Source organism: Microbacterium sp. LWS13-1.2 (assembly GCF_040144835.1).
Lineage (GTDB): Bacteria > Actinomycetota > Actinomycetes > Actinomycetales > Microbacteriaceae > Microbacterium.
The window spans coordinates 3,074,068-3,093,828 of sequence record NZ_CP151632.1; the positions used below are offsets into that span (position 1 = coordinate 3,074,068).

A 19,761-nucleotide genomic window follows, 5' to 3' on the forward strand; every position below is an offset into this window, starting at 1 on the left:
TCCATCCGTAGACGAACCGTTGTGACGCCGCCCGGGACGATTCCCGGAGCGCAAGTCAGGAGCATCGATATGACGAATTCAGCAGGGACCCGGATCGGCGTCGGCCTCGTCGGGGCCAGTGCCGACCGTGGCTGGGGTGGAATCGCTCACGTGCCGGCGCTGCGAGCGCTCGAGGCGTTCCAAATCCGCGCCGTCAGCACGACGCGTATGGAAAGCGCGAATGCGACCGCTCGTCGGCTCGGCGTCGAGCTCGCCTTCGACACGCACGAGGCTCTCGTCGTGCGGCCGGAGGTCGACCTGGTGGTGGTCGCGGTCAAGGTGCCCGACCACAGGCGGATCATCACCGACGCACTGGCCGCGGGCAAGATGGTCTACGCCGAATGGCCGCTCGCGCGCAACCTGGCGGAAGCCGAAGAGCTCGAGCGGCTCGCCCGAGAGAAGGGGCTACGGACGGTCGCCGGGCTGCAGGGCGGCCTGCACCCGCCGGTCCGCCTCCTTCGCGACCTGATCGCGCAGGGCGTGATCGGCACGCCGATCAGCACGAGCATCCGAGCGCACCTGACCGACGACATGTGGTTCGGCCGATACGACCCGTCGCTCGAGTACATGGCTCAGGCGGAGCACGGCGCCACGCTCCTGAGCATCATGCTCGGCCACGGACTCGAACCGCTCGCGCGCGTGCTCGGCACGTTCGAGAGTGTGTCGGCCGTCGTCGCCAATCAGCGCGGTGACGGCGTCCGCCTCTCCGATGGTGCGCCGGTGCCGAAGGACGCGCCGGACGAGATCATCGTCGCCGGCGTTCTCGAAGGCGGGGTCGTCACGTCGCTGCATTACAGTGCCGGGCACTCCGCCGGCTCCGCGATGGTGTGGGAGATTCAGGGCACCGAGGGCAGCCTGCGCGTGGAGTCGCCGTCCGGGTACATCCATTTCACCGATTTCACCATCACGTTGCGCCGCGGCAGCGAGCCCGCCCGAGTGCTTCAGCTGCCGCCTGGCTACGCGGCTCCCGACCTGCAGCTCGACGCACCCGCGGCGGGGGTCGCCCGCCTCTATGCTCAGTTCGCTGCCGACCTTCGCGACGGAACCGCCAATGCGCCGGACTTCGCGGTCGCACTCGATCGCCACCGGGTGCTCGAAGTGATCACTCGGGCCGCGGAAACAGGTCATCGGCAGGAGCTGTCCCGCCTCGACCGAACGTAGCCGAGTCTCTGAAATCCGGGAGAGGCACTGCCGCCGGACCCGAGGAGATGGCGATCCGCGAGCTAACCGTCTATCGCGTCACAGCTCAACCAACGTCCCTGGGCGGCACATCTAGCCCGGACTGTATCTCGTCGACGACAGCGCTGCGGCAGCCCGGCTGGCAAACGCGTCGATCGCCAGCGACCGTGGTCGATCGAGTCGGGAGACCTGAGCGACGTGCAGCGTGACCGGTACGGGAGAGATGGACAGTGGCGCAATGGACGCGTCGCGTGAAGCGACCGAGCGCGGCACAAGCGCGACTCCCAGCCCGCGGGTAACCAAAGCGATGGCGGTGGCCATGTCTGCACTCTCGAACCATGCCTTCGGCGCTGCCCCGGCGGTGGCAAATATGCGCTCCAGTGCCTCATGCGATGCGGCACCGGGAGGGAAGGTGATGAGAGGCTGGTCGAGCAGATCGTCGACTCTCATCGTCGTGCCGTCGGCAGCGGGATGACGGGGGCCGACAATAACGACCAGTTCCTCCTCGCGCAGGACGCGCACATCGAACTCATCCTCGTCGACCACACCGTCGGCGTGACAGTACGCGATGTCGAGCTGGCGCGCCCTCAACAAGTCGAGCAGTTGACCGGAGTTGCCGATTCGCATCTGCAGCTCCACAGCGGGATGCGCGTTCCGGTAGGCCGCAAGGATGTCCGCCATCTCAACGCTCGCCAGGTACTGCATCGATCCCGTGACGATGCGCCCGCGGAACTCGCCTGAGAACTCCTGCACCTCCATCTGCGTCTTCTGCACCTCGCCGAGGATCGGAACCGCACGGGCGTAAAGGTGCTCGCCAGCAGGAGTCAGGCGTATGGGCCGGCTCGTTCGGTCGAACAGCTCTACTCCGAGCTCGCGCTCAAGCTTCTGCATCTGCTGCGACATCGCCGGCTGCGCGACAAAGGCTGACGCCGCCGCCTTGCTGAAGCTACGGGCGTCGGCAATCGCCAGGAACCACGTCAGTTGCCGAATGTCCACGGTTCCCTCTTCGCATCTGGGCCGCATTTGTCGTTCAGGTGGGCCGAACCTACTTCGTCCACGCGCTGACGGCCATTGACGTGTTCCGCGGTACTTCCCGGCCGAGCGACTCCCCTGGGGACCTGCCGCCGTATAAGAACAGCTTATACATGGTGAAACAAATACGCCATTGAGCCTCCCTTCGTGAGCACCGTAACTTGGGGCTTGTGAGCAACGAAGTTCCGAGTAGAGCCTCGACGGCGGGTCGTGCCATCGCCGTCGATAGCATCACTCAACTTCCCAGTGACGGAGCGCGAGGCGCGGTAGTAGTGGCCGCCTCTCACGGCGGGCGGTACTCGGCACACGTCGCGTTAGCGGCGGGCGTCCGCGCGGTCATTCTTCACGACGCCGGAATCGGAGTCGACGGAGCTGGCATTGCCGGACTCGACGTCCTTCAAGCGCATCGAGTGCCGGCGGCCGCTGTGGATTCCCGGTCGGCTCTCATCGGCGATGTGGACGACATGAGACGGCGCGGTCGCATCGGGGAGGTGAACGACAGTGCGCTCACGCTCGGCTGCGTGGCGGGAATGACCGTGAGAGAAGCAGTAGATGTGCTCTCCTACGCAGATTTGGTCGAGCCCGTCCCAAGCCCGGTCGGAGAGACGCGCACCGCAATCATCGAGAGCGGGTCTGTTCCGGTGTGGGCGCTGGATTCGGCATCCCTCGTCCGTCCGACCGACTCGGTGTCGGTCGTCGTGACAGGATCCCACGCCCAACTTCTCGGAGGCGATCCAGGCACCGCTCTCAAAGTGAACCCGGTGGGCGCGCTCTTCAACGACGCAGGCGTCCCAGCAGACGGACCCGCCGGCAGGATCGGCGTGCTCGGGCTCCGAGGCATTCCGGCCGCGACCGTCGACGCCATGACTGCTCGCATCGGGGACGGACGATCTACCTATTTCGACGGCGTCATCTCGCGCGTGAACGAACCTGCCCTGGCGCTAGGCGCGAGAAGCGGAATGCGGGCGCGAGATGTCGTGAAGCTAATTATCGAGCGGGCCACCGGTGACTGATCGAGAAGAACGGGGTATCGATGAATGAGTACACACCAGGCGTGCAGCCACTTGCCGCGGACCGCGAGGAGTCACTTCGCCTGTACCGCCAAATGCTGCTGATGCGGCGCTTTGAGGAGACCGTGTTGGAGCTGATGGTGCGCACGCCCCTCGAGATCGAAGGGCCTGTTCACCCCTACATCGGTGAAGAAGCGATCGCTGCCGGGGTGTGCGCCGCCCTGACCCTGTCCGACAAGATCATGAGCACACACCGCGGCCACGGCCACTGCATCGGTAAGGGCGGCGACCCTGACCGCATGATGGCAGAGCTCTTCGGCCGCGTCGACGGCTACTGCAAAGGCAAAGGCGGCTCGATGCACATCGCCGACTTCGACATCGGCATGCTCGGCGCCAACGGCATCGTCGCCGCCGGCATACCCATCGCCACCGGCGCTGCGCTCGCGGAACTGCTGCAGGGGAGCGGGAACGTCGTCGCATGCATGTTCGGCGACGGCGCCGCCGCCGCGGGGCCGCTTCACGAGTCGCTGAACATCGCCGCGATGTCGCGACTTCCCATCGTTTTCGTGTGTGAGAACAACGGATGGAGCGTGAACACCCCGCCGGAGCGATCGCTTGTCTCGTCGGTGGTGGAGCTCGCCGCCGGATACGGCGTCGAAGGCATCACCGTCGACGGCAACGATGTGCTCGCGGTGCGAGCCGCAGCCCTGTTCGCGGTCGATCGTGCGCGAAAGGGCCTCGGCCCCACCATGATCGAAGCGACCACCTTCCGGCGGACGGTGCACGCGACCCGCGGCCCCGCCCCGGCCGACTCCCGCGATCCCGAACTGCTGGAACGCTGGATCCGGCGCGACCCGCTCGACCGGTTCCACGACGTGCTCGTGGAAGCAGGCGTGATGACGAATGCCGAGGCGATTGCGCTGGCAGATTCCGTGGAGGCGCAGATGGCCGCCGCTGTCGAGTTCGCCCGCAACAGCCCATTCCCCGAGTTGTCCGAAGCCTTTGAGGATGTGTGGGCATGACCGCTCTTACGTATGCCGCAGCGCTCGACGAGGCGATGGCCGACGCGATGCGCGCGGACGACCGCGTATTCCTGATGGCGACGAACCCGGCCGCGCGGCTCCGGTCGGAGTTTGGCGCCGACCGCGTCCGTGAGATGCCCATCGCCGAGTCCGCGATGACCGGGATGGCGATCGGCGCCGCCGCGTCGGGCCTTCGCCCAATCCTGCACTTCTCCGCAGTGAATTTCAGCTTCGTTGCTTTCGACCAGATGGTCAACCAGGCTGCCCGCATCCGCTACATGTTCGGAGGGCAGCGGGAGTTCCCGATCGTCTTCCGCGCCCGCTACCTCAACGGGACGCGCTCAGCTGCTCAACACTCGCAGACCGGCTATGCATACTACGCCCACGCCGGCGGCATCAAGCTCGTGGTTCCCTCAGGCGCTGCCGATGCCGCAGTGCTCTTCGGCGCCGCGATCCGTGACCCCAACCCCGTCATGATCTTCGAGCCCGACCGTCTGCATCCGCTTGTCGATGATGAATCGGTGCCGCCGGCCGGTCCCGCGGAGCTCGGCCGGGCGCTCATCTCGCGCCCTGGCGCCGATGTCACCGTCGCCGCGATCGGATACATGGTGAAAGAGGCCTTGCGGGCCGCCGACGCGCTCGCAGAGGAGGGCATTTCGGCGGAGGTGATCGACCTCCGCACGGTCGCGCCACTGGATTTGCCGACGATCGCTGAGTCGACGAGTCGCACGGGACGGCTGGTGGTCGTCGACGAATCCATGCCGATGTGCTCCATCGCGTCGGAAGTGATCACCGCGGTCGTCGAGTCGCCCGATGTCTTCGCGCGCTTGAGCGCGCCACCGCTGCGTATCACCACCACACCGACCCCGGTTCCCTATAGCCCGCCCCTCGAGGACTACGTCCTTCCGGGAGCTGCTCACATCATCGACGGCGTCCGCCGGGTCGTCGGATCAGACGTCCGATGAAGTTCTCGAGAGAGCAGGGTTTCCTTCTGCCCGGGATCAACGACCGCGTGGCGGTCGTTACGGGCGGTGCTCGTGGTATCGGCGAGGCGATCGCCCTCCTATTGTCAGACCAGGGTGCGGATGTGCACGTGCTCGATCTCACGCTTCCCCTCAAAGGGGAACGACACCCCTCGCTGACCTATCACATGTGCGATGTCGGCGACGCCAACTCCGTGGACGCCGCGTTCACCGAGATCGAGGGCGTGGCGGGAAGTGCGGAGATCCTCATCAACAACGCCGGCATCCTCCGCCAGGTGGAGTTCGAGCGCACGTCGCTCGCCGACTGGGAGCGTACGCTGCGCGTGAACCTCACGGCGGGCGTCCTGTGCACCCAGCGGGTACTTCCCGGCATGCGTCGTGATCGCTACGGCCGCATCGTCTTCATCGGTTCCAGCGCCGGCAAGCAGGGGGGTGGTCCGGGCCTGGCGGCGTACGCGGCGTCCAAGGCCGGGGTGCTGTCGCTGGCGAAATCGCTCGCCAAGGACTACTCGCGCGAGGGCATCACCGTCAACGCAATAGCCCCGGCCGCCATCGCGACCGAGATGATCCGCAACCTGTCCGGGTTTGATGGCGGAGACTCGCTTCCCATCGGCCGGCTAGGGGACCCGGATGAAGTGGCGGCAGCGACCGCCTTTCTCTCCTCATCCGCGGGCGCCTTCATCACCGGGGAAATCCTCGACGTCAACGGCGGCTTCATCGTCGACTGACCTGGCCATTTGACACGCATAAGGGAGACTTTCTTGACCATCACGCAGCACCTGCCCAACGACGCCGACACCTCGACCTCCGTCACGATCTCGGGGGGTGAAGCCGTCGCTCGAATGTTCGCGGCCTTCGATGCCGGCCCCATCTTCGGCATGGGAGGTTTCCAACTACTGCCGTTCTACGATGCGGCCCGTCGGCTCGGCCTCGCGCACCACTTGATCAACGACGAGCGCACCGGAATTTTCGCCGCCGATGCGTACGCCAAAGCGTCGGGTCGCGTCGGACTTGTCGACGCGACGCTCGGTCCCGGCGCCACCAATCTCGTGACGGGACTGGTCGAAGCTTTCAACGCGGGAACGCCAATCGTGGCTCTCGTCGGCGACTCGCATCGTCAGCACTCGTGGAAGAACATGACGCAGGAAACGCGCCAGCTCGACATCCTGCGGCCGGCAGTGAAAGACATCATCCGCATCGAGATGGGCTCGCGCATTCCGGAGTTGGTGCGCCGCGCCTTCGCCGTCGCGACATCTGGGCGGCCCGGACCCGTTGTGCTCGATCTTCCCGAAGACATCTCGCACGACATGTTCGAATACGAGCTGCAGGAGTTCTCCGCGCCCGTCGAGAACCAGCGGATCCCGGCATTCCGCTCGCACCCCGACGCCGCTCAGGTAACCATCGCCGCGGAGCTGATTGCGACCGCGCGCACCCCGATCGTATTGGCCGGCGGGGGAGTGCACCTCTCCGACGCGACCGCGGCGGTGACACAGTTCGCGCACGCGCTCAACATCCCCATCGCCCACACCCTCACGGGCAAGGGTGCACTCGCGTGCATCGATCCGCTCAGCGCGGGCCTGTTCGGGCGTTACGACCGAATTGCGAACACCCTCATCGCGGAATCCGACCTCGTGATCGTCGTCGGTTGCAAGCTCGGCGAGATCGCGACGAAGCGCTATTCGATCCTCGACGGCAAGAGATTGATCCACCTGGACTCCACTCCGGAGGAGTTCCGACGCACGACCGAGACTGAAGTCGTGCTGTGGGGCGATGCGCGCGCCGGGGTTCTCGACATCCTCGCGGCCATCGGCTCACGGGCGAAAGGGATATCGGACGCGAATGCCGCGTACGCGGCGGAAGTCGCCAAGCGAATGGCGCAGTGGCGCGTGGACGTATCTGGCCGCCTGGACACCAATGAGACACCCGTCGCAATGGGTCGCCTGCTCACGGAGATTAACGCGATCCTCCCTGAGGACGGCTATCTCATCGCTGACGGCGGTTTCGCCGCCCACTGGGGCGGACTGTTGTTCGACACCAAGCGCCCCGGCCGATCGTTTATCGCCGATCGCGGCTTTGCTTCCATCGGATATGGTCTGCCTGGCGCGATCGGGGTGTCGCTCGCCGCACCCGGCCAGGCTGTGGTCAGCATCACCGGCGACGGCGGGTTCAATATGGCACTCGGTGACCTCGAGACGGCGCTGCGCGTAAATGCGAACTTCACGGTCATCATCGTCAATAACGCCGCTTCCGGCTACATCAAGGCGCTGCAACATCTTGTCTATGGTGAAGGCTCGTATCACGCTTCTGACCTGGTCGAGATGGACTATGCCGCCATCGCCACCTCGATGGGCGCTCACGGTATCCGAGTCGACGACCCGGCCGATCTGGCGGAAGCTCTCGCCACCGCAATCGCCACTCCAGGGCCGAGCGTTTTGGACGTCGTGGTCACGCGTGATCCCGCGAAGATGCTGCCCGGTGTCGACAGTCGTGCAGTCACGATCAAGAAGGGGGACCGGATTGCATGAACGCGCAGGAGGTTCTGGGTTCCTACCTCCGCAACCTCCGCGCCGGCAACATCGACGCGGCGCTGTTGGAACTTCACGGAGGACACCTTGTAGTCGCACGGCGCCTACGATCCTGGCATCCGGGTCGGACCGGCTCCCGCGTCGAGGCACAGGCAACGCGGAGCTACGAGACACGTGGCTTCTGCGTAGTGAGCGTGACTGGCAGCGGGGCGTTCTGCGCCGGTGCCGACCTCAAGGAGCTCGTTGAGATCGTGACGCGGATGCCGTGCGCGCCGAGTTCGACGACCTTGAGCAGCGAGCACGGAACCTCGATCCCGATGGGTATGAGGGGGTCCTCCTTACGCGCGCTTGCTCTCGACACGTTCCCAGCGCAGGTGGCCGATGAGTGTCGACTCGCGTCGGTTACCCGGCGCCGTAGACATAGGCGAGGGAGGAGTCATGCCAAAGGTCAAGGTCGCGATCATCGGATCCGGGAGCATCGGCACGGATCTGATGTTCAACGTGTTGCTGCTCAGCGACATCCTCGAGATGGGTGTGATGGTCGGTAACGATCCGGCCTCCGACGGTCTAGATGTACTGACCCGGATCGTTGTTGACGTAGGAGAGGCCTCCGGGGTCGAGTTGAAAGCTCGGCCGCATCCCCGACGGCGGTGGCTGGCGGATGCACGGCCGCAGCGAGAAGGTCCGCGGCCGCGGAATCGGCTACGACTACGTCCACACCGCGATCGACGACCACTCCCGCGTCGCCTACGCGGAGACCCACGACGACGAGAAAGGCACCACCGCAGCCGGGTTCCTGGAACGCGCGATCGCGTTCTACGCCGACCTCGGCGTCACCGTCGAACGCGTCATCAGCGACAACGCGTTCGCCTACAGAAAGTCGGCCGCGTTCCATGCTGTCATCGACGCGCACGGCATCACCCAGAAGTTCATCCGTCCCCATTGCCCCTGGACCAACGGGAAGGTGGAGCGGCTGAACCGCACCCTCGCGAGCGAATGGGCATACGCCCGAGCCTGGACCTCGAACACCGCTCGCGCGGCGGCCTTGCCCGCCTGGTTGGACTACTACAACCTAGACAGGCGCCACCTCGGCATCGGAGGCAAGACCCCCATCGACCGAATCAACAACGGTCGAGGTCAGTACATCTAGAGCCCTCGCGCCGCCTCGGAATCGAGACGACAGCCGACGGCGTTGCGGCCGCACGGCAAGCTGCTGGTCGACCTCACCCTCGCGGCCATCGGCCCCACCTCATGCCGGCAGTGAACCTTGCCGAGCAGAAAAGCGCCGAGAACGTCAACATGGTCAGGTGCGGAGGTCAGGCGACCATCCCGGTCGTGGCGGCAGTCGGCTCGGTCGTCCCCGTCCTCCACGCCGAGGTCGTCGCATCCATCACTTCGAAGTCGGCTGGCCCCGGCACCCGCGCGAGTATCGATGAATTCACCGAGAGCACGTCCGCCGCCGTCACGAAGGTGGGCGGGGCCGCTCGTGGCACGGCCATCATCATCCTGAACCCGGCCGAGCCGCCCACGATCATGCGCGACACCGTGCTCGCCGTGACCGACCGCTTCGATGACGGAGCTCGCGCGGATGTGGAGTCCGCGGTCCTGCGGCAGATAGCCGCTGTGGCGGAGTGCGTCCCGGGATACCGTCTGAAGCAGGCTGTGCGATTCACCGACGAGGGCGACGAACTCGACCCGCCCGTGCCCTCCACTCGAAGAAGCGGCAGATATACGAGCATCACCGTCATCCTCGAGGTGACTGGTGTCGCGATGTACCTGCCCGCGTACGCCGGCAATCTCGACATCATGACGTCGGCGGCAGTACGTACGGCCGAGCATCTCGTCACCGTCCGCCGGGAGGGCGCGACGTGAGCCCATGCTCTACCTACAAGACGTGACGCTGCGCGACGGTCTGCACGCCGTGCGCGCCATCGCATCCCGCCCGAAATTGGCCGCCATCACCCGCGCTCTGGACCCTTCCGGGATCGACGCGGCCGCGCGCAGTTGCGGAGCGCAACTCAGCGAGAGCGATGGCCCGGCGGGTCGACTCGGACATCGCGGCGCGCGGGTCAGACCTGGCTGGAACGCTCGGTAGCGGTTGCAGGGGTGGTTCCCACGCCGACGATGTCTGGGCTTGCGTGCGCGTGTATGTAGTGACGCGGCGACCAGTTCGACCGACCGTGTAGAGGGTGATGCTACCGGGGCTTGGACGTTCCCGTCATGACTCGATACATCGTGCCGTAACTCCGCAAACCAGACCAACTCGCCGACCACATCGTTCCGGCAAAACGCGGTAGGCTGGTCGGAGTGTCTGACAATCAGGATGGGTGGGTGGTGTCGGTGGAAATGGCCTTGCTGAAGGTGGTGCCGGCGCCGACGCTGCGCGAGAAGATTGCCGACAGCATTCGCGAGGCGATTACCGAAGGCAATCTGCTGCCGGGTCAGCGACTGGTGGAGCGAGAGCTGTGCGAGATGACGGGCGCGTCGCGCTCGTCGATTCGTGAGGCGCTTACCCAACTGCTGAGCGAGGAACTTGTCGTCAGCGTACCGAACCGCGGCTTCGTCGTGGCCGTACTCAGCCTGCCCGAGGCGCAGAGCCTCTACGAAGTTCGTGCAGAGCTCGAAAGCCTTGCCGCCCGTCAGTTCGCTGAGAGGGCAAGCGACGAGGATGTGAGACGCCTGAGCGCCGTCGTCACAGACCTCACCGCCTTGTACGACGAAGCCGATGCCGATCCCTTCATCCGGGCGCGAGATCAGTTCATGGAGGTGCTGCTGGCAGGCACCCGTAACCGTGTTCTCGAGGCGATGATCGATCAGATCTACACCAGATTGCGTCGCCTACGCTGCGCGTCAGCATCCAGTATCGCGCGGCGCCGCGAACTGATTGCCGAATTCCAACAGCTTTATCGTGCGCTGGAAGGGCGAGACGGCGAGCAAGCAGCGCGGCTCTCCGCTGACCGCGTCCGCAGGTCGTTCGAGGTGGCCATCCCGCAGATCGAGATGCAGACAGTCAGCGATGAGCTCGAGGCCGCGAAAGCCGCTCACATGGTCGGTGTGCGCTAGAGAATCGCCAACGGGTTCACGGGTGAGCCCGTGCCTCCTTCCACGACCAGCGGGGCCGCGATGAAGGCGAACTCGTAAACGCCTCGGCGTGCGCACTCGTCAGCCAACGCTGAGAGCTCACAGTGGTCCACGAGTGCGACACCGAAAGCAAACGTTGCCCCGTGAACCGTCCACGGGATTCCCCACTCGTTGGGCATCTGGTCCTGCATGTCCCATCCCAGCACCGCGATGTCACGGTCGCGAACGAACTTCAGGCATGATCCGTGCAGCCCGGGACGGCGGGGCTGCCCATCGGCCGTTAACTCGGAACCCCACGGCGGGTGCTCGCGATCCCAGCGGTCTCTGCCCGAGTACACGAGTGCAGCGTCACCAGGCTGCACGTCGACGCGTTGGTGGGCGGCAACCGCGTCAAGTTCTTCTCCGGTCACCGGTCGTTGATGCGTCACGTAAGGCTCGCCTCGGAAGCGAGTGACATCGAGCAACACACCGCGGGTGATGATCCCGTCACGCCATTTGTCGATCGCGCCCCAGCTGCTTCCTGTATGGCCCAGGACCTCTGCGGGATTCTTCCCACCCCACATGCCCTCGTCGTCCCAGGTGTGACACAGTGCGTCGATGTGCGTGGACACCATGCCGTGATAGTCGATGCCGTAGAAGTCGCGGGCGGCACCGCCGCCGACACGACGTTCAGTGCGAAGATAGTGTTGCGCAGGGTAGGGGTTGGTTGGACCGGGCTCGGTCGGAAAGGGTCGGCTCAGGGAGAAGACGTCTCCGGTCTTCGCGAGGGACAGCGCTGCGATTCTCTTCTGCGGGGTGATGAGGTTCAGCGCCCCCTTTTCGTCGTCGGGTCCCCAACGATCCCAATTGCGCCGACCATGCAGTTCGCGAAGGATGTCTGCTCGAGACGAGCGTGGGCTCATGCGGTCCGGCATTTCACACGGCATGCATCTTGCTCAGGCCGGCGGTGATGTCGGCGATCGTCACGTTTGCGTCGATGCTTTCGCGCACCGCATTCTCTTTTGCGACGATGCTCTCGCAGATCTCCAGCACACGTAGCACGTGGTCTCTCGGCACGAAGCAAACTCCGGTGTCGTCGGCGACGACAACATCGCCTGCCTGAACGAGGACGTCATGGATGCGTACCGGGCCGTTCACTTCCGTCGTCGCGACGCGCCACTTTCCCGTGATGGGAGAGATCGACGTCGACCAGATCGGGAAGTCGATCGCACGCTGGGCAGAGACGTCACGGATGCCTCCATCGACCACCGCACCCAGTTCCCCCTGCCGCTTCCCCATCGCCGCCGAGAGACCGCCGATCGCCGAGACATCGGGCATGCCCTGGATCACCAGCACATCTCCTGGCTGCGCGACATGGTGTGCCTCCACCTCGGCCATGGCGTCGACACCCTGCGCGGCATTCAGAGCCGGTTGCGTCGAGACCGGATCGTGCCGGAGCGTGAGAGCAGGGCCAACGATCTGTCGCCCCGGCATCGTGGGCTTGAGAATCGAGGAGCCTACGGTCCCCGCAATTCCAAGCTGATCGAGGGCATCAGAGACGGTCCCTGTCACATCCTCGAGCTCCATGTAGCGGGCGAGAACGTCCGGCGCAATCGGCGCGGGGGAGGGGTGGATGTTCTCAGTGGGGACGAGCCCGAGAGTTGCACTCATAGCGTCTTTGCCTCAGTTCGTAGGAATCATTGTTCGCCGGCGCGAGCCCCGGCGATGGGAGTCTACCCTTTTCGCAGACTGTCTGACAACCTGACGGAGATGACGGGTACGAACTTCATGATTCGGTACTTATACTGAGCCATTCCCCGCTCCGAGTGGCCGAGGGCCCGGCGCGCATCGAGCCACTCCGAAGGGGACAACTGCCCCGGAGTTGGTCGCCTCGGTCGGCAACGCTGCTCTGGACTCGAGCCGGTCGCCGATGCTCGGTGGTACGGGTTCGTGGCAACGAACAGGGGTGCCGATCGTGTCCTCCTTTATTCATCCGCACCCAGCGACCTGGAACACATGGCGTCATCGTCGAGTCGGAGTGCCTGGTCTCAATTCCTGGGCCTCACGGACGATGGTCGCTTCGAACCTGTTGGCAATAAGGTCGCAACTCTCTATAGGTCTCCGCGCTGGGGTGACGCGCCATGAATGCAGTGGATGGCGGACATCAGCGCTCGGGCGGGTGATTGTCAGACAGTCTGTTGACCAGTCTGTCGGAGAATGCTACTTTGGCGGCGCGGTCGACGTCGATCGTTAGCGACATAGACAGGAAGAGGCAATGGAGCAGAACCTTACCGCTACGCCCGAACCGCGCGTGGGGGCTGTGAACCCACCGCATCACACCGACATCCGAACAGCGCGGAGGGTGATCGTCGCGGCTGCGCTCGGAAACTTCGTCGAGTGGTTCGACTACGGCGTCTACGGATTCCTCGCGGCGACGATCGCCAAAGTCTTCTTCCCGGGCACAGACCCGACGACACAGATCATCGCCGCGATCGGCGTGTTCGGCGTAGGTTTTCTCATTCGCCCGATCGGCGCCATCATCTTCGGATCACACGCGGACAAACACGGCCGCAAGCCGGTGATGCTGTTCACGGTTGTGCTGATGTCGGGAGCAACGTTCCTCATCGGCGTGCTGCCGACGTATCAGGCGATCGGGCTCTGGGCCCCAGCGTTGCTCATCGTGATCCGCCTCCTGCAGGGGATTGGGGCGGGTGGCGAAGTCGGGAGCGTCACTGTCGTCCTCTCCGAAGCTGCACCGCCCCGCCGTCGCGGATTCGCCGGGAGCATGTCCCCCGTTTCTTCGTTCATGGCGTTCCTGACCGCATCCACGCTCGTTCTGCTGCTCAATGTCTCGCTCACCCCCGATCAACTCGAAGCCTGGGGATGGCGCATCCCGTTCCTGTTGTCGCTGCCTCTCGGCTTCGTCGGGCTGTTGCTGCGCTGGCGGCTTGAAGAGACCGTCCCGTTCAAACAGCTCGTCGATGAAAACCGCGTGTCTCCTGCACCCGTCCGTGAAGTGTTCCGCAAGTCACCGGGAGCCATGCTGGTCATGGGAGGCATCACCGCGACCACCGCAGTCGGTCTCTGGATGCTCGTCACCTATATGACGTCGTTTCTGTCAAACACGGTAGGGCTCACGGGCACGCAGTCCATCTTGACGACCGTGCTCGGCGTCGCAGCCGCCTTGCTCTTCACCCTGCTCGGTGGCGTCCTGTCTGACCGGTTCGGGCGCAGGCGGATGCTGATCATCACGACTTCGTTGCTCGTCGTCTTCGTGTACCCCTGTTTCCTGTTGGCGACGACAGGGAACCTGCCCAGCGCCATCGCGGGACTGATTCTCTTTGGGGCACTCCTTGGGCTGTTCGACGGCGGGTTCACGGCAGCGGCCGCGGAGCTCTTCCCCACCCGCTATCGCACCGCCGGAGTGGCGCTGCCGTTCAACGTAGGCGCCGCAATCTTCGGCGGCGGGGTGCCCTACGCGTCCGCCTGGCTCGTGCAAGCAACGGGAAACCAGCAGGCGGGAGCCTGGCTGGTGATCCTTGCTGCGGCGATTTCCTTGCTTGCAGCCATCGCAATTCCCGCGGCCACGCACGGACGATTCCTTGCCGGCCGACCTCTGGACGCGAACGATTGAGGGCGGCCTAGCGAAATGCCCACCTGCCGTTGAGTAGGTGGGCATTTCGCTGAAGCGCAACGGGACCTGTCACGCGAGGCGTCTTTTCGTTCCCCCGACGCCTCGACCGACGAACGCACCAGGTGTGGCGGACTGTAGGCGCGCACCGAGTTGCGCCTCCCTCGCGCCCAAAGCCCGCCGTGAGGCGAGCCTCTCCCAGAAGCCTCGTTGGGAATGCAGTCGGTGCTCAGCGAGCGACGCGGTGATCCGCCCGGTCTGCAGGCCGTAGCTTCACCGACCGCCCACGTTCATGGTGCGCGCGCTGGTGGCGGCCTCGGTGTGGCGTCGTCCGTCTTGCTGGTCTGCCTCGACCCAGGTGGCGAGTGTGGTGACGGCCTTGCGGCCTTCGCTGGTGAGGGCGTGGCGGTGAGGGTCGAGGTTGTCGCGATCGCGTCGACGTTGGCAATCGCCGGCACCGCGGGATCAGGCCGCTCGGCCTCTTGACGAGCGATCCGTGCACCCGACAGTGACCGCCTCGGGGGGTGCTGCGCTGTCTGCTCGCAGCTGCTCCTGGGCGAGGGCACCTGCGCGCGCAAAGACATCGAGCTGTGCCGGGTTGTAGAGCGCCACGACGGCCTCTATCAGGGTCTGCGTCGCCCTTCGTCGGTTCCGCGTCAGGCGTTGGGCGGGATCATTCAGCCACGGGTAGTCGATCAAGTTCCTGACGAGTCCGGGAGCGAGCTGCTCCGCGAGACGCTGCCGTTGTTGATCGTCAGCGTCGGACAGCAGCGAATCGATCTCTCTGGTCAGTGCCTCGGACTGGGCGTCCACTTCGACCATCCGTTTCAGATCTGCCATCGCGCCGTCGTCGAACAAGCGCGTGTAGACGTGGAGGATGGACGTGTCCGCCTGCGACAGGTGTGATGCGGCGGATTCGAATCCCGCCGGCGCATCGGCCGGTGCTCGCTCGCGCAGGATGGTGGCGATGTCGGCTCGGGAACGCTGGAGTCGATGGACGCTAGCAGCGAGTTCCTCGTCCACTGCCCTGAGCGTTTCGCTCGAATTCTCATCTGCCTCGCTGACCTCGCAGATCTTGGCCAGGGGGACCCCGAGCGTCACGAGCCTGCGGATGCGGATCAGTCGGATCAGATCGTGGACGCCATAGTGTTTGTAGCCGTTGTATCCGCGCTCCGGAACTTCCATAAGGCCGAGAGCGTGGTAATGCCGAATGGTGTTGACGGTGGTGCCGGCGAGTTCGGCGAGCTCGCGAGTGCTCCAGGTCATGACATCGCCTTCCGATCAGGGGTGCGCCGCACGCCGTGCCGGCCGTCTAGGTGCGAACGCGTTCGATGCGTCGATCTTGAGTACCGCTGGGACAGCAGAGGAGTGAGGGGCGGATGTCGCGAGCTTGACCAGTACCCAACCCACGGTCGGAGCAATGAGATAGGACGTGGTTTCCGACGCGGGATCCGAGTTGCGGGGCGGGTCTTCCCCGGGGTGCGATCGGGACGAACTCATTGCCTTCCTCCTTCCGATGGAATTCGCGAAACGATACGTCACCTGTACCGCCATATCAATACGAACCGTCTCGGATTGCTTCGCGGTCGACTTTCACCTAGGGTGGCCAACGTGCCCGCGGTCCGAAATGAACGATCGAGACAGGCGATCCTCGATGCCTCGATCTCCCTTATCGATGAGTTCGGCTACGACAAGCTTTCGATCGAGGCCATCGCTCGGCGTGCGTGCGTTGGCAAGCAGACGATCTACCGATGGTGGCCCTCGGTCGGTGCCGTCGTGCTCGAAGCCGCGACGCAGAGCCTGGACCCGGTCGTCACGTTCCCGGACACCGGCGACTTTTTCGCCGACATGCGGTCCCAACTGGTCGGGATCGTGAAGCTGATCACGACCACCGGGTTCGGTGCGGCCTACCGCGGAGTCATGGCGGCTGGCCAATCCGACTCCGGGCTGCTCGAGGCTGTGTATAGGGAGGTCATCGAGCAGAACGTGACTGCCTTCCGGGCGCGCGCATCGGTCGCTCGAGAGCGAGGGGAGATCCGCGCGGACACGGATGTGGCGACCCTCCGCGACATCCTCTACGGAGTGATCGAGTACCGATTGCTCCACGGGATGTCACTGGAGGCGGCCTATATCGATGCGCTGCTCGCCGTCGCGTTCGACGGAGCGCGCTGAGGGCGTCAGTCGATCACGGCAGAGGCCTCGATCTCGACCAGCAGGTCGGGGCGCCAGGGTTCCTGCACGCCGATAAGCGTGAAGGAAGGGAGGGGCTTCCCAAGCCCTCTGGCTGCTCGACCAGGCCCTCGGCGGTGCGGCTGAAGCGCACGGACATGTCGTTCTCCTTCACTGAGTGTCTGCATTGAGCACGGACCATGTCGGCGGCACAGGGTCAAGGGTTCGACCCCGTTGCCATGGTCAACGTATTGAACTCACTCATCGGCGGGGCGAGGTCGCGACCGCGACGACGAGCGCGTTGGTGACGACCGCAGCGGCGGTGCGGGCGACGGCGGACGCCGCAGCAGTCGCTTCCCACTCACCGTGCTCGAACTGCTTGGCCCGCGTGAGGACGTCTCCGCTCCACGGGGTCTCGGGGTGAAACTGCGGGAGAGAGGCGTTCGAGCGCGGTTTCGCGCATCCGGGGCCGACGTTGGCGAGGACCGTCCCGCTCCGCGCGGCTTCTCCTCGAGGGCGTCCCATATCGGCGCCAGCAGGGAGTCGGTGGGGCGCTCGTCCCCGACCGCGTGCACGCGCTGGAGCAGCCGCCGCTCCTGTCGGCTCTCAATGGCCCCGGACAGTGCCAGATCGGTCACAGCCGCTCCGACCAGGACGTAGAACAGGGTCGCCTCTCCGGCGATCATCCCGGATGACGGTTGGAAAAGCAGCAGCACGTCCTCGACCAGCGAGGGATCAGCGGGGATCGATGGGGGTGCGAGCGCCTCCTCATCCGCGACGTTATCGGTCATTTCGGCACCTTCTCCATCGGACCCATCGCGCACCCTGTTCCCGCCACAGGGTCAAGTCGGGGGCCGTGCTTGTCCCTGTGGCGAGGACACGGTCTTCACTGGGAGAACGCGGCGCTCCTGCCACCCGACACAGAAAGAAGAATCGTCATGGCTTCCCACCCGTATGAGGGGCTCCAGGACTTCGTCTCAGGACTCCCGGAGTTCGTTCAGCCGCTCATCGTCGCCGGTCTGGGGATGATCCCCTACATCGAGGGCGAAGGATCCGCCGCCCTCGGCATCCTCGCGGGAATCGATCCCATCGTCGCCGCCATTGCGGGTGCTGCGGGCAACATCCTCAGCGTGGTGATCGTTGTGCTGCTCAGTTCCCGAGTGCGCGCCTCCGTCCGGGCACGGCGCACCGTCACGGCCGAGGGGGCCACCGCCGTCGATGTGCTCGAACCGCGGCAGCACGCACCATCGGACGATACCAAGCCCACTCGCCGGTCGAAAGGCCGCCAGCGTCTCGGCGCCTGGATGGTGCGGTTCGGCGTTCCGGGAGCGAGCATCCTCGCACCCCTTGCACTACCGACGCAGCTCACCGCCGCATTCTTCGTGGCATCGGGCGTCAATAAGGGCTGGGTGATCCTCTGGCAGGTCGTGGCGATCGTTCTGTGGACGGGGCTCGTGGCCGCCGCCGCGCTCGGCGTGGTGTCGCTGCTCGGATGGGGATGACGCGATGGTAACCGTCATCTAGCCCGTCGAGAACGCGTTGATCGCGGTCAGCCCTGGTGGGTGCTGTTCGCATTGTTCCTGGTGGTCGATCTGTTTGCGCTCGGTCGCGCCGCTCGCGGCACGAGCTCACCCGCCCGCGCCCGGATCCATGCTTGGGAAAGGCATCGAGACCGTGGCCGTTAATTGGGAAGCAGGCGGCGATCGGTGGAGAGTGGTCGACGTAGATTCGCCGCCAGACCGGGCATTGCTCGACCGTCCGACCTCATATTGCTTAACTCTGTGGGCGTTCCACACGAACAAAGTACGCTATGCATATGGGAAGCGTCGAGTCCCACGAGTCCAAGTCTGGTCGTCGGTACCGCGTGCGCTACCGGCGCCCCGACAAACGGACAAGCGGGGGTTTCGCACCAAGCGCGAGGCGGAGAACTTCCTTGCCTCCGTCGAGACGCCGAAGCTGCGAGGCGAGTGGGTAGACCCGAGTCGCTCACGCGTGCGCTTCTCGGAGATCGCGGAGGCGTGGTACGCCAGCAAGATTCGGGTCAAGCCGACTCGGTCGGGCTACCGAAACTCGCTGGACAAGCATGTGTTGCCCGAATGGGTCGATGTCAGGATCGTCGACATCGACCACGCGCAGGTGCAATCGGGGGTGGCCCGGCTATCGACGACGCATTCCGCGTCCTCGACGCGGAATGTCTTTCTCGTCGTGTCGGGTGCCCTCGCATCTCACAAGCGCGCCCCACTCCCCTGCGGCATCTGTTAACTCATGCACCTGAGCTCCCAAGGCTCTCGAAGGCGGAGCGTCACTGCCTGAGCCACGTGCAGGGCGGCAGACGTAGATGTGGCGAAGCGAGTTGTGCACGTCCGTCGCGCGGTTGCTGACGTGCGTGGCTCCCCTGTCTTCGGCACCCCGAACACCCACGAGCAGCGCATCGTTCCTTATCCGTCTCTGCTCGACGAAGGAATCGCCGTTCACCTCGCGACCGGACGGCGCAACGATCTCCTCTTCTCAACCCGGGAGGGCGCGGTGCTCCGGGGCGGAAACTTCCGTCGGCGCGGGTTCGCGCCGGCGGTCGCCAAGCTTCAGTTCTCGGCGCCTGATGGCTTCCCTCACATCACTCCTCACGACCTCCGCTACACGGCCGCGAGCCTCGCGATCTCTGCCGGCGCGAACGTGAAGATTCTGCAACGAATGCTCTGTCACGCGTCAGCCGCAATGACGCTCGATGTGTACGCAGACCTGTTTCCGGAGGATCTGACGTCCGTCTCGATCGCTCTCGACCGTGCGGCGCGTGATTCGTTCGTGGGCAAACCGTGGGCAAGAGCTTCCGACGACGGTCCGAACCCTTCGCTTTGACCACGAGAATTGGTCGAATCTGCGGCTCGATCACCAGCCGGAGATGCCGCGAGATCCGCCTAATTCCTCGGGAAGGACGAAACCCCCTCCATGTAGAAGCTAGGAGAGGGTTTCAGTGGCTCCGACCGGCATCGATCCGGTGACCTTTCGATTTTCAGTCGAACGCTCTACCAACTGAGCTACAGAGCCGCGCGGCATCTCATACAAGACCTGCCGCGTCCTAGACGAAGGGCCCTCTTCGAAAAAAGGGCCCGT

17 protein-coding genes, 1 tRNA gene and 1 pseudogene are annotated in these 19,761 nt (G+C 65.0%); 14 read left to right on the top strand and 5 right to left on the bottom strand.

What is annotated here, in order from left to right; genetic code table 11:
- Window positions 1-69: 69 nt before the first annotated feature.
- Window positions 70-1,200: a Gfo/Idh/MocA family oxidoreductase gene (locus MRBLWS13_RS14200; RefSeq protein WP_349425985.1), complete on the top strand. Its 1,131-nt coding sequence runs from the start codon at window positions 70-72 to the stop codon at window positions 1,198-1,200.
- Between the two features lie 111 nt (window positions 1,201-1,311).
- Here the strand turns inward: MRBLWS13_RS14200 and MRBLWS13_RS14205 are convergent, their stop codons facing one another.
- Window positions 1,312-2,214, bottom strand: a complete 903-nt coding sequence (locus tag MRBLWS13_RS14205) for a LysR family transcriptional regulator (protein WP_349425986.1) — start codon at window positions 2,212-2,214, stop codon at window positions 1,312-1,314.
- A 308-nt stretch (window positions 2,215-2,522) separates the two neighbouring features.
- On the opposite strand from MRBLWS13_RS14205, the gene MRBLWS13_RS14210 reads away from it, so the two are divergent.
- The 8 genes and pseudogenes from MRBLWS13_RS14210 to MRBLWS13_RS14245 all read left to right on the top strand — a co-directional run bounded on the left by MRBLWS13_RS14210 (window position 2,523) and on the right by MRBLWS13_RS14245 (window position 10,853).
- The gene (locus MRBLWS13_RS14210; RefSeq protein ID WP_349425987.1) at window positions 2,523-3,263 is read left to right on the top strand and encodes a hypothetical protein; all 741 of its coding nucleotides are present in this window, start codon (window positions 2,523-2,525) and stop codon (window positions 3,261-3,263) included.
- A gap of 20 nt (window positions 3,264-3,283) precedes the next feature.
- The gene (locus tag MRBLWS13_RS14215; protein ID WP_349425988.1) at window positions 3,284-4,282 is read left to right on the top strand and encodes a thiamine pyrophosphate-dependent dehydrogenase E1 component subunit alpha; all 999 of its coding nucleotides are present in this window, start codon (window positions 3,284-3,286) and stop codon (window positions 4,280-4,282) included.
- Complete coding sequence (locus tag MRBLWS13_RS14220) at window positions 4,279-5,247, top strand: transketolase C-terminal domain-containing protein (RefSeq protein WP_349425989.1); 969 nt, start codon at window positions 4,279-4,281, stop codon at window positions 5,245-5,247. Before MRBLWS13_RS14215 ends, MRBLWS13_RS14220 begins: the two co-directional genes overlap by 4 nt.
- Entirely contained in the window at window positions 5,244-5,993 is a 750-nt protein-coding gene (locus MRBLWS13_RS14225) for an SDR family oxidoreductase (protein WP_349425990.1), read from the top strand. Before MRBLWS13_RS14220 ends, MRBLWS13_RS14225 begins: the two co-directional genes overlap by 4 nt.
- 33 nt (window positions 5,994-6,026) lie before the next feature.
- The gene (locus MRBLWS13_RS14230; RefSeq protein WP_349425991.1) at window positions 6,027-7,790 is read left to right on the top strand and encodes a thiamine pyrophosphate-binding protein; all 1,764 of its coding nucleotides are present in this window, start codon (window positions 6,027-6,029) and stop codon (window positions 7,788-7,790) included.
- Between the two features lie 625 nt (window positions 7,791-8,415).
- Window positions 8,416-8,940: pseudogene (locus tag MRBLWS13_RS14235) on the top strand (integrase core domain-containing protein); the annotation flags it as partial.
- A 149-nt stretch (window positions 8,941-9,089) separates the two neighbouring features.
- On the top strand, window positions 9,090-9,662 hold the full coding sequence (locus MRBLWS13_RS14240) for a hypothetical protein (RefSeq protein ID WP_349425992.1): 573 nt from the start codon (window positions 9,090-9,092) through the stop codon (window positions 9,660-9,662).
- A gap of 435 nt (window positions 9,663-10,097) precedes the next feature.
- The gene (locus tag MRBLWS13_RS14245; protein WP_349425993.1) at window positions 10,098-10,853 is read left to right on the top strand and encodes a GntR family transcriptional regulator; all 756 of its coding nucleotides are present in this window, start codon (window positions 10,098-10,100) and stop codon (window positions 10,851-10,853) included.
- On the opposite strand, the gene MRBLWS13_RS14250 is transcribed toward MRBLWS13_RS14245, so the two are convergent.
- Together MRBLWS13_RS14250 and MRBLWS13_RS14255 are read right to left on the bottom strand one after the other, a co-directional pair.
- The gene (locus tag MRBLWS13_RS14250) at window positions 10,850-11,773 is read right to left on the bottom strand and encodes a cyclase family protein (protein ID WP_349425994.1); all 924 of its coding nucleotides are present in this window, start codon (window positions 11,771-11,773) and stop codon (window positions 10,850-10,852) included. The two genes, MRBLWS13_RS14245 and MRBLWS13_RS14250, sit on opposite strands and share 4 nt — an antisense overlap.
- Before the next feature lie 13 nt (window positions 11,774-11,786).
- Window positions 11,787-12,521, bottom strand: a complete 735-nt coding sequence (locus MRBLWS13_RS14255; protein ID WP_349425995.1) for an RraA family protein — start codon at window positions 12,519-12,521, stop codon at window positions 11,787-11,789.
- Between the two features lie 604 nt (window positions 12,522-13,125).
- Between MRBLWS13_RS14255 and MRBLWS13_RS14260 the strand changes: the two genes are divergently transcribed.
- Entirely contained in the window at window positions 13,126-14,484 is a 1,359-nt protein-coding gene (locus tag MRBLWS13_RS14260; RefSeq protein ID WP_349425996.1) for an MFS transporter, read from the top strand.
- 462 nt (window positions 14,485-14,946) lie between these two features.
- Here the strand turns inward: MRBLWS13_RS14260 and MRBLWS13_RS14265 are convergent, their stop codons facing one another.
- A complete protein-coding gene (locus MRBLWS13_RS14265) occupies window positions 14,947-15,747 on the bottom strand; it encodes a MerR family transcriptional regulator (protein ID WP_349425997.1) in 801 nt (266 codons plus the stop codon).
- A 336-nt stretch (window positions 15,748-16,083) separates the two neighbouring features.
- Between MRBLWS13_RS14265 and MRBLWS13_RS14270 the strand changes: the two genes are divergently transcribed.
- From MRBLWS13_RS14270 to MRBLWS13_RS14285, 4 genes are all read left to right on the top strand, one after another.
- On the top strand, window positions 16,084-16,653 hold the full coding sequence (locus tag MRBLWS13_RS14270) for a TetR/AcrR family transcriptional regulator (RefSeq protein WP_349425998.1): 570 nt from the start codon (window positions 16,084-16,086) through the stop codon (window positions 16,651-16,653).
- Window positions 16,654-17,588: 935 nt separating this feature from the next.
- Window positions 17,589-18,152: a small multidrug efflux protein gene (locus tag MRBLWS13_RS14275; protein ID WP_349425999.1), complete on the top strand. Its 564-nt coding sequence runs from the start codon at window positions 17,589-17,591 to the stop codon at window positions 18,150-18,152.
- Between the two features lie 148 nt (window positions 18,153-18,300).
- Complete coding sequence (locus MRBLWS13_RS14280) at window positions 18,301-18,912, top strand: Arm DNA-binding domain-containing protein (RefSeq protein ID WP_349426000.1); 612 nt, start codon at window positions 18,301-18,303, stop codon at window positions 18,910-18,912.
- Window positions 18,913-19,005: 93 nt separating this feature from the next.
- Entirely contained in the window at window positions 19,006-19,506 is a 501-nt protein-coding gene (locus MRBLWS13_RS14285; RefSeq protein WP_349426001.1) for a tyrosine-type recombinase/integrase, read from the top strand.
- 116 nt (window positions 19,507-19,622) lie between these two features.
- On the opposite strand, the gene MRBLWS13_RS14290 is transcribed toward MRBLWS13_RS14285, so the two are convergent.
- A tRNA-Phe gene (locus MRBLWS13_RS14290) sits at window positions 19,623-19,695 on the bottom strand.
- Window positions 19,696-19,761 lie beyond the last annotated feature (66 nt).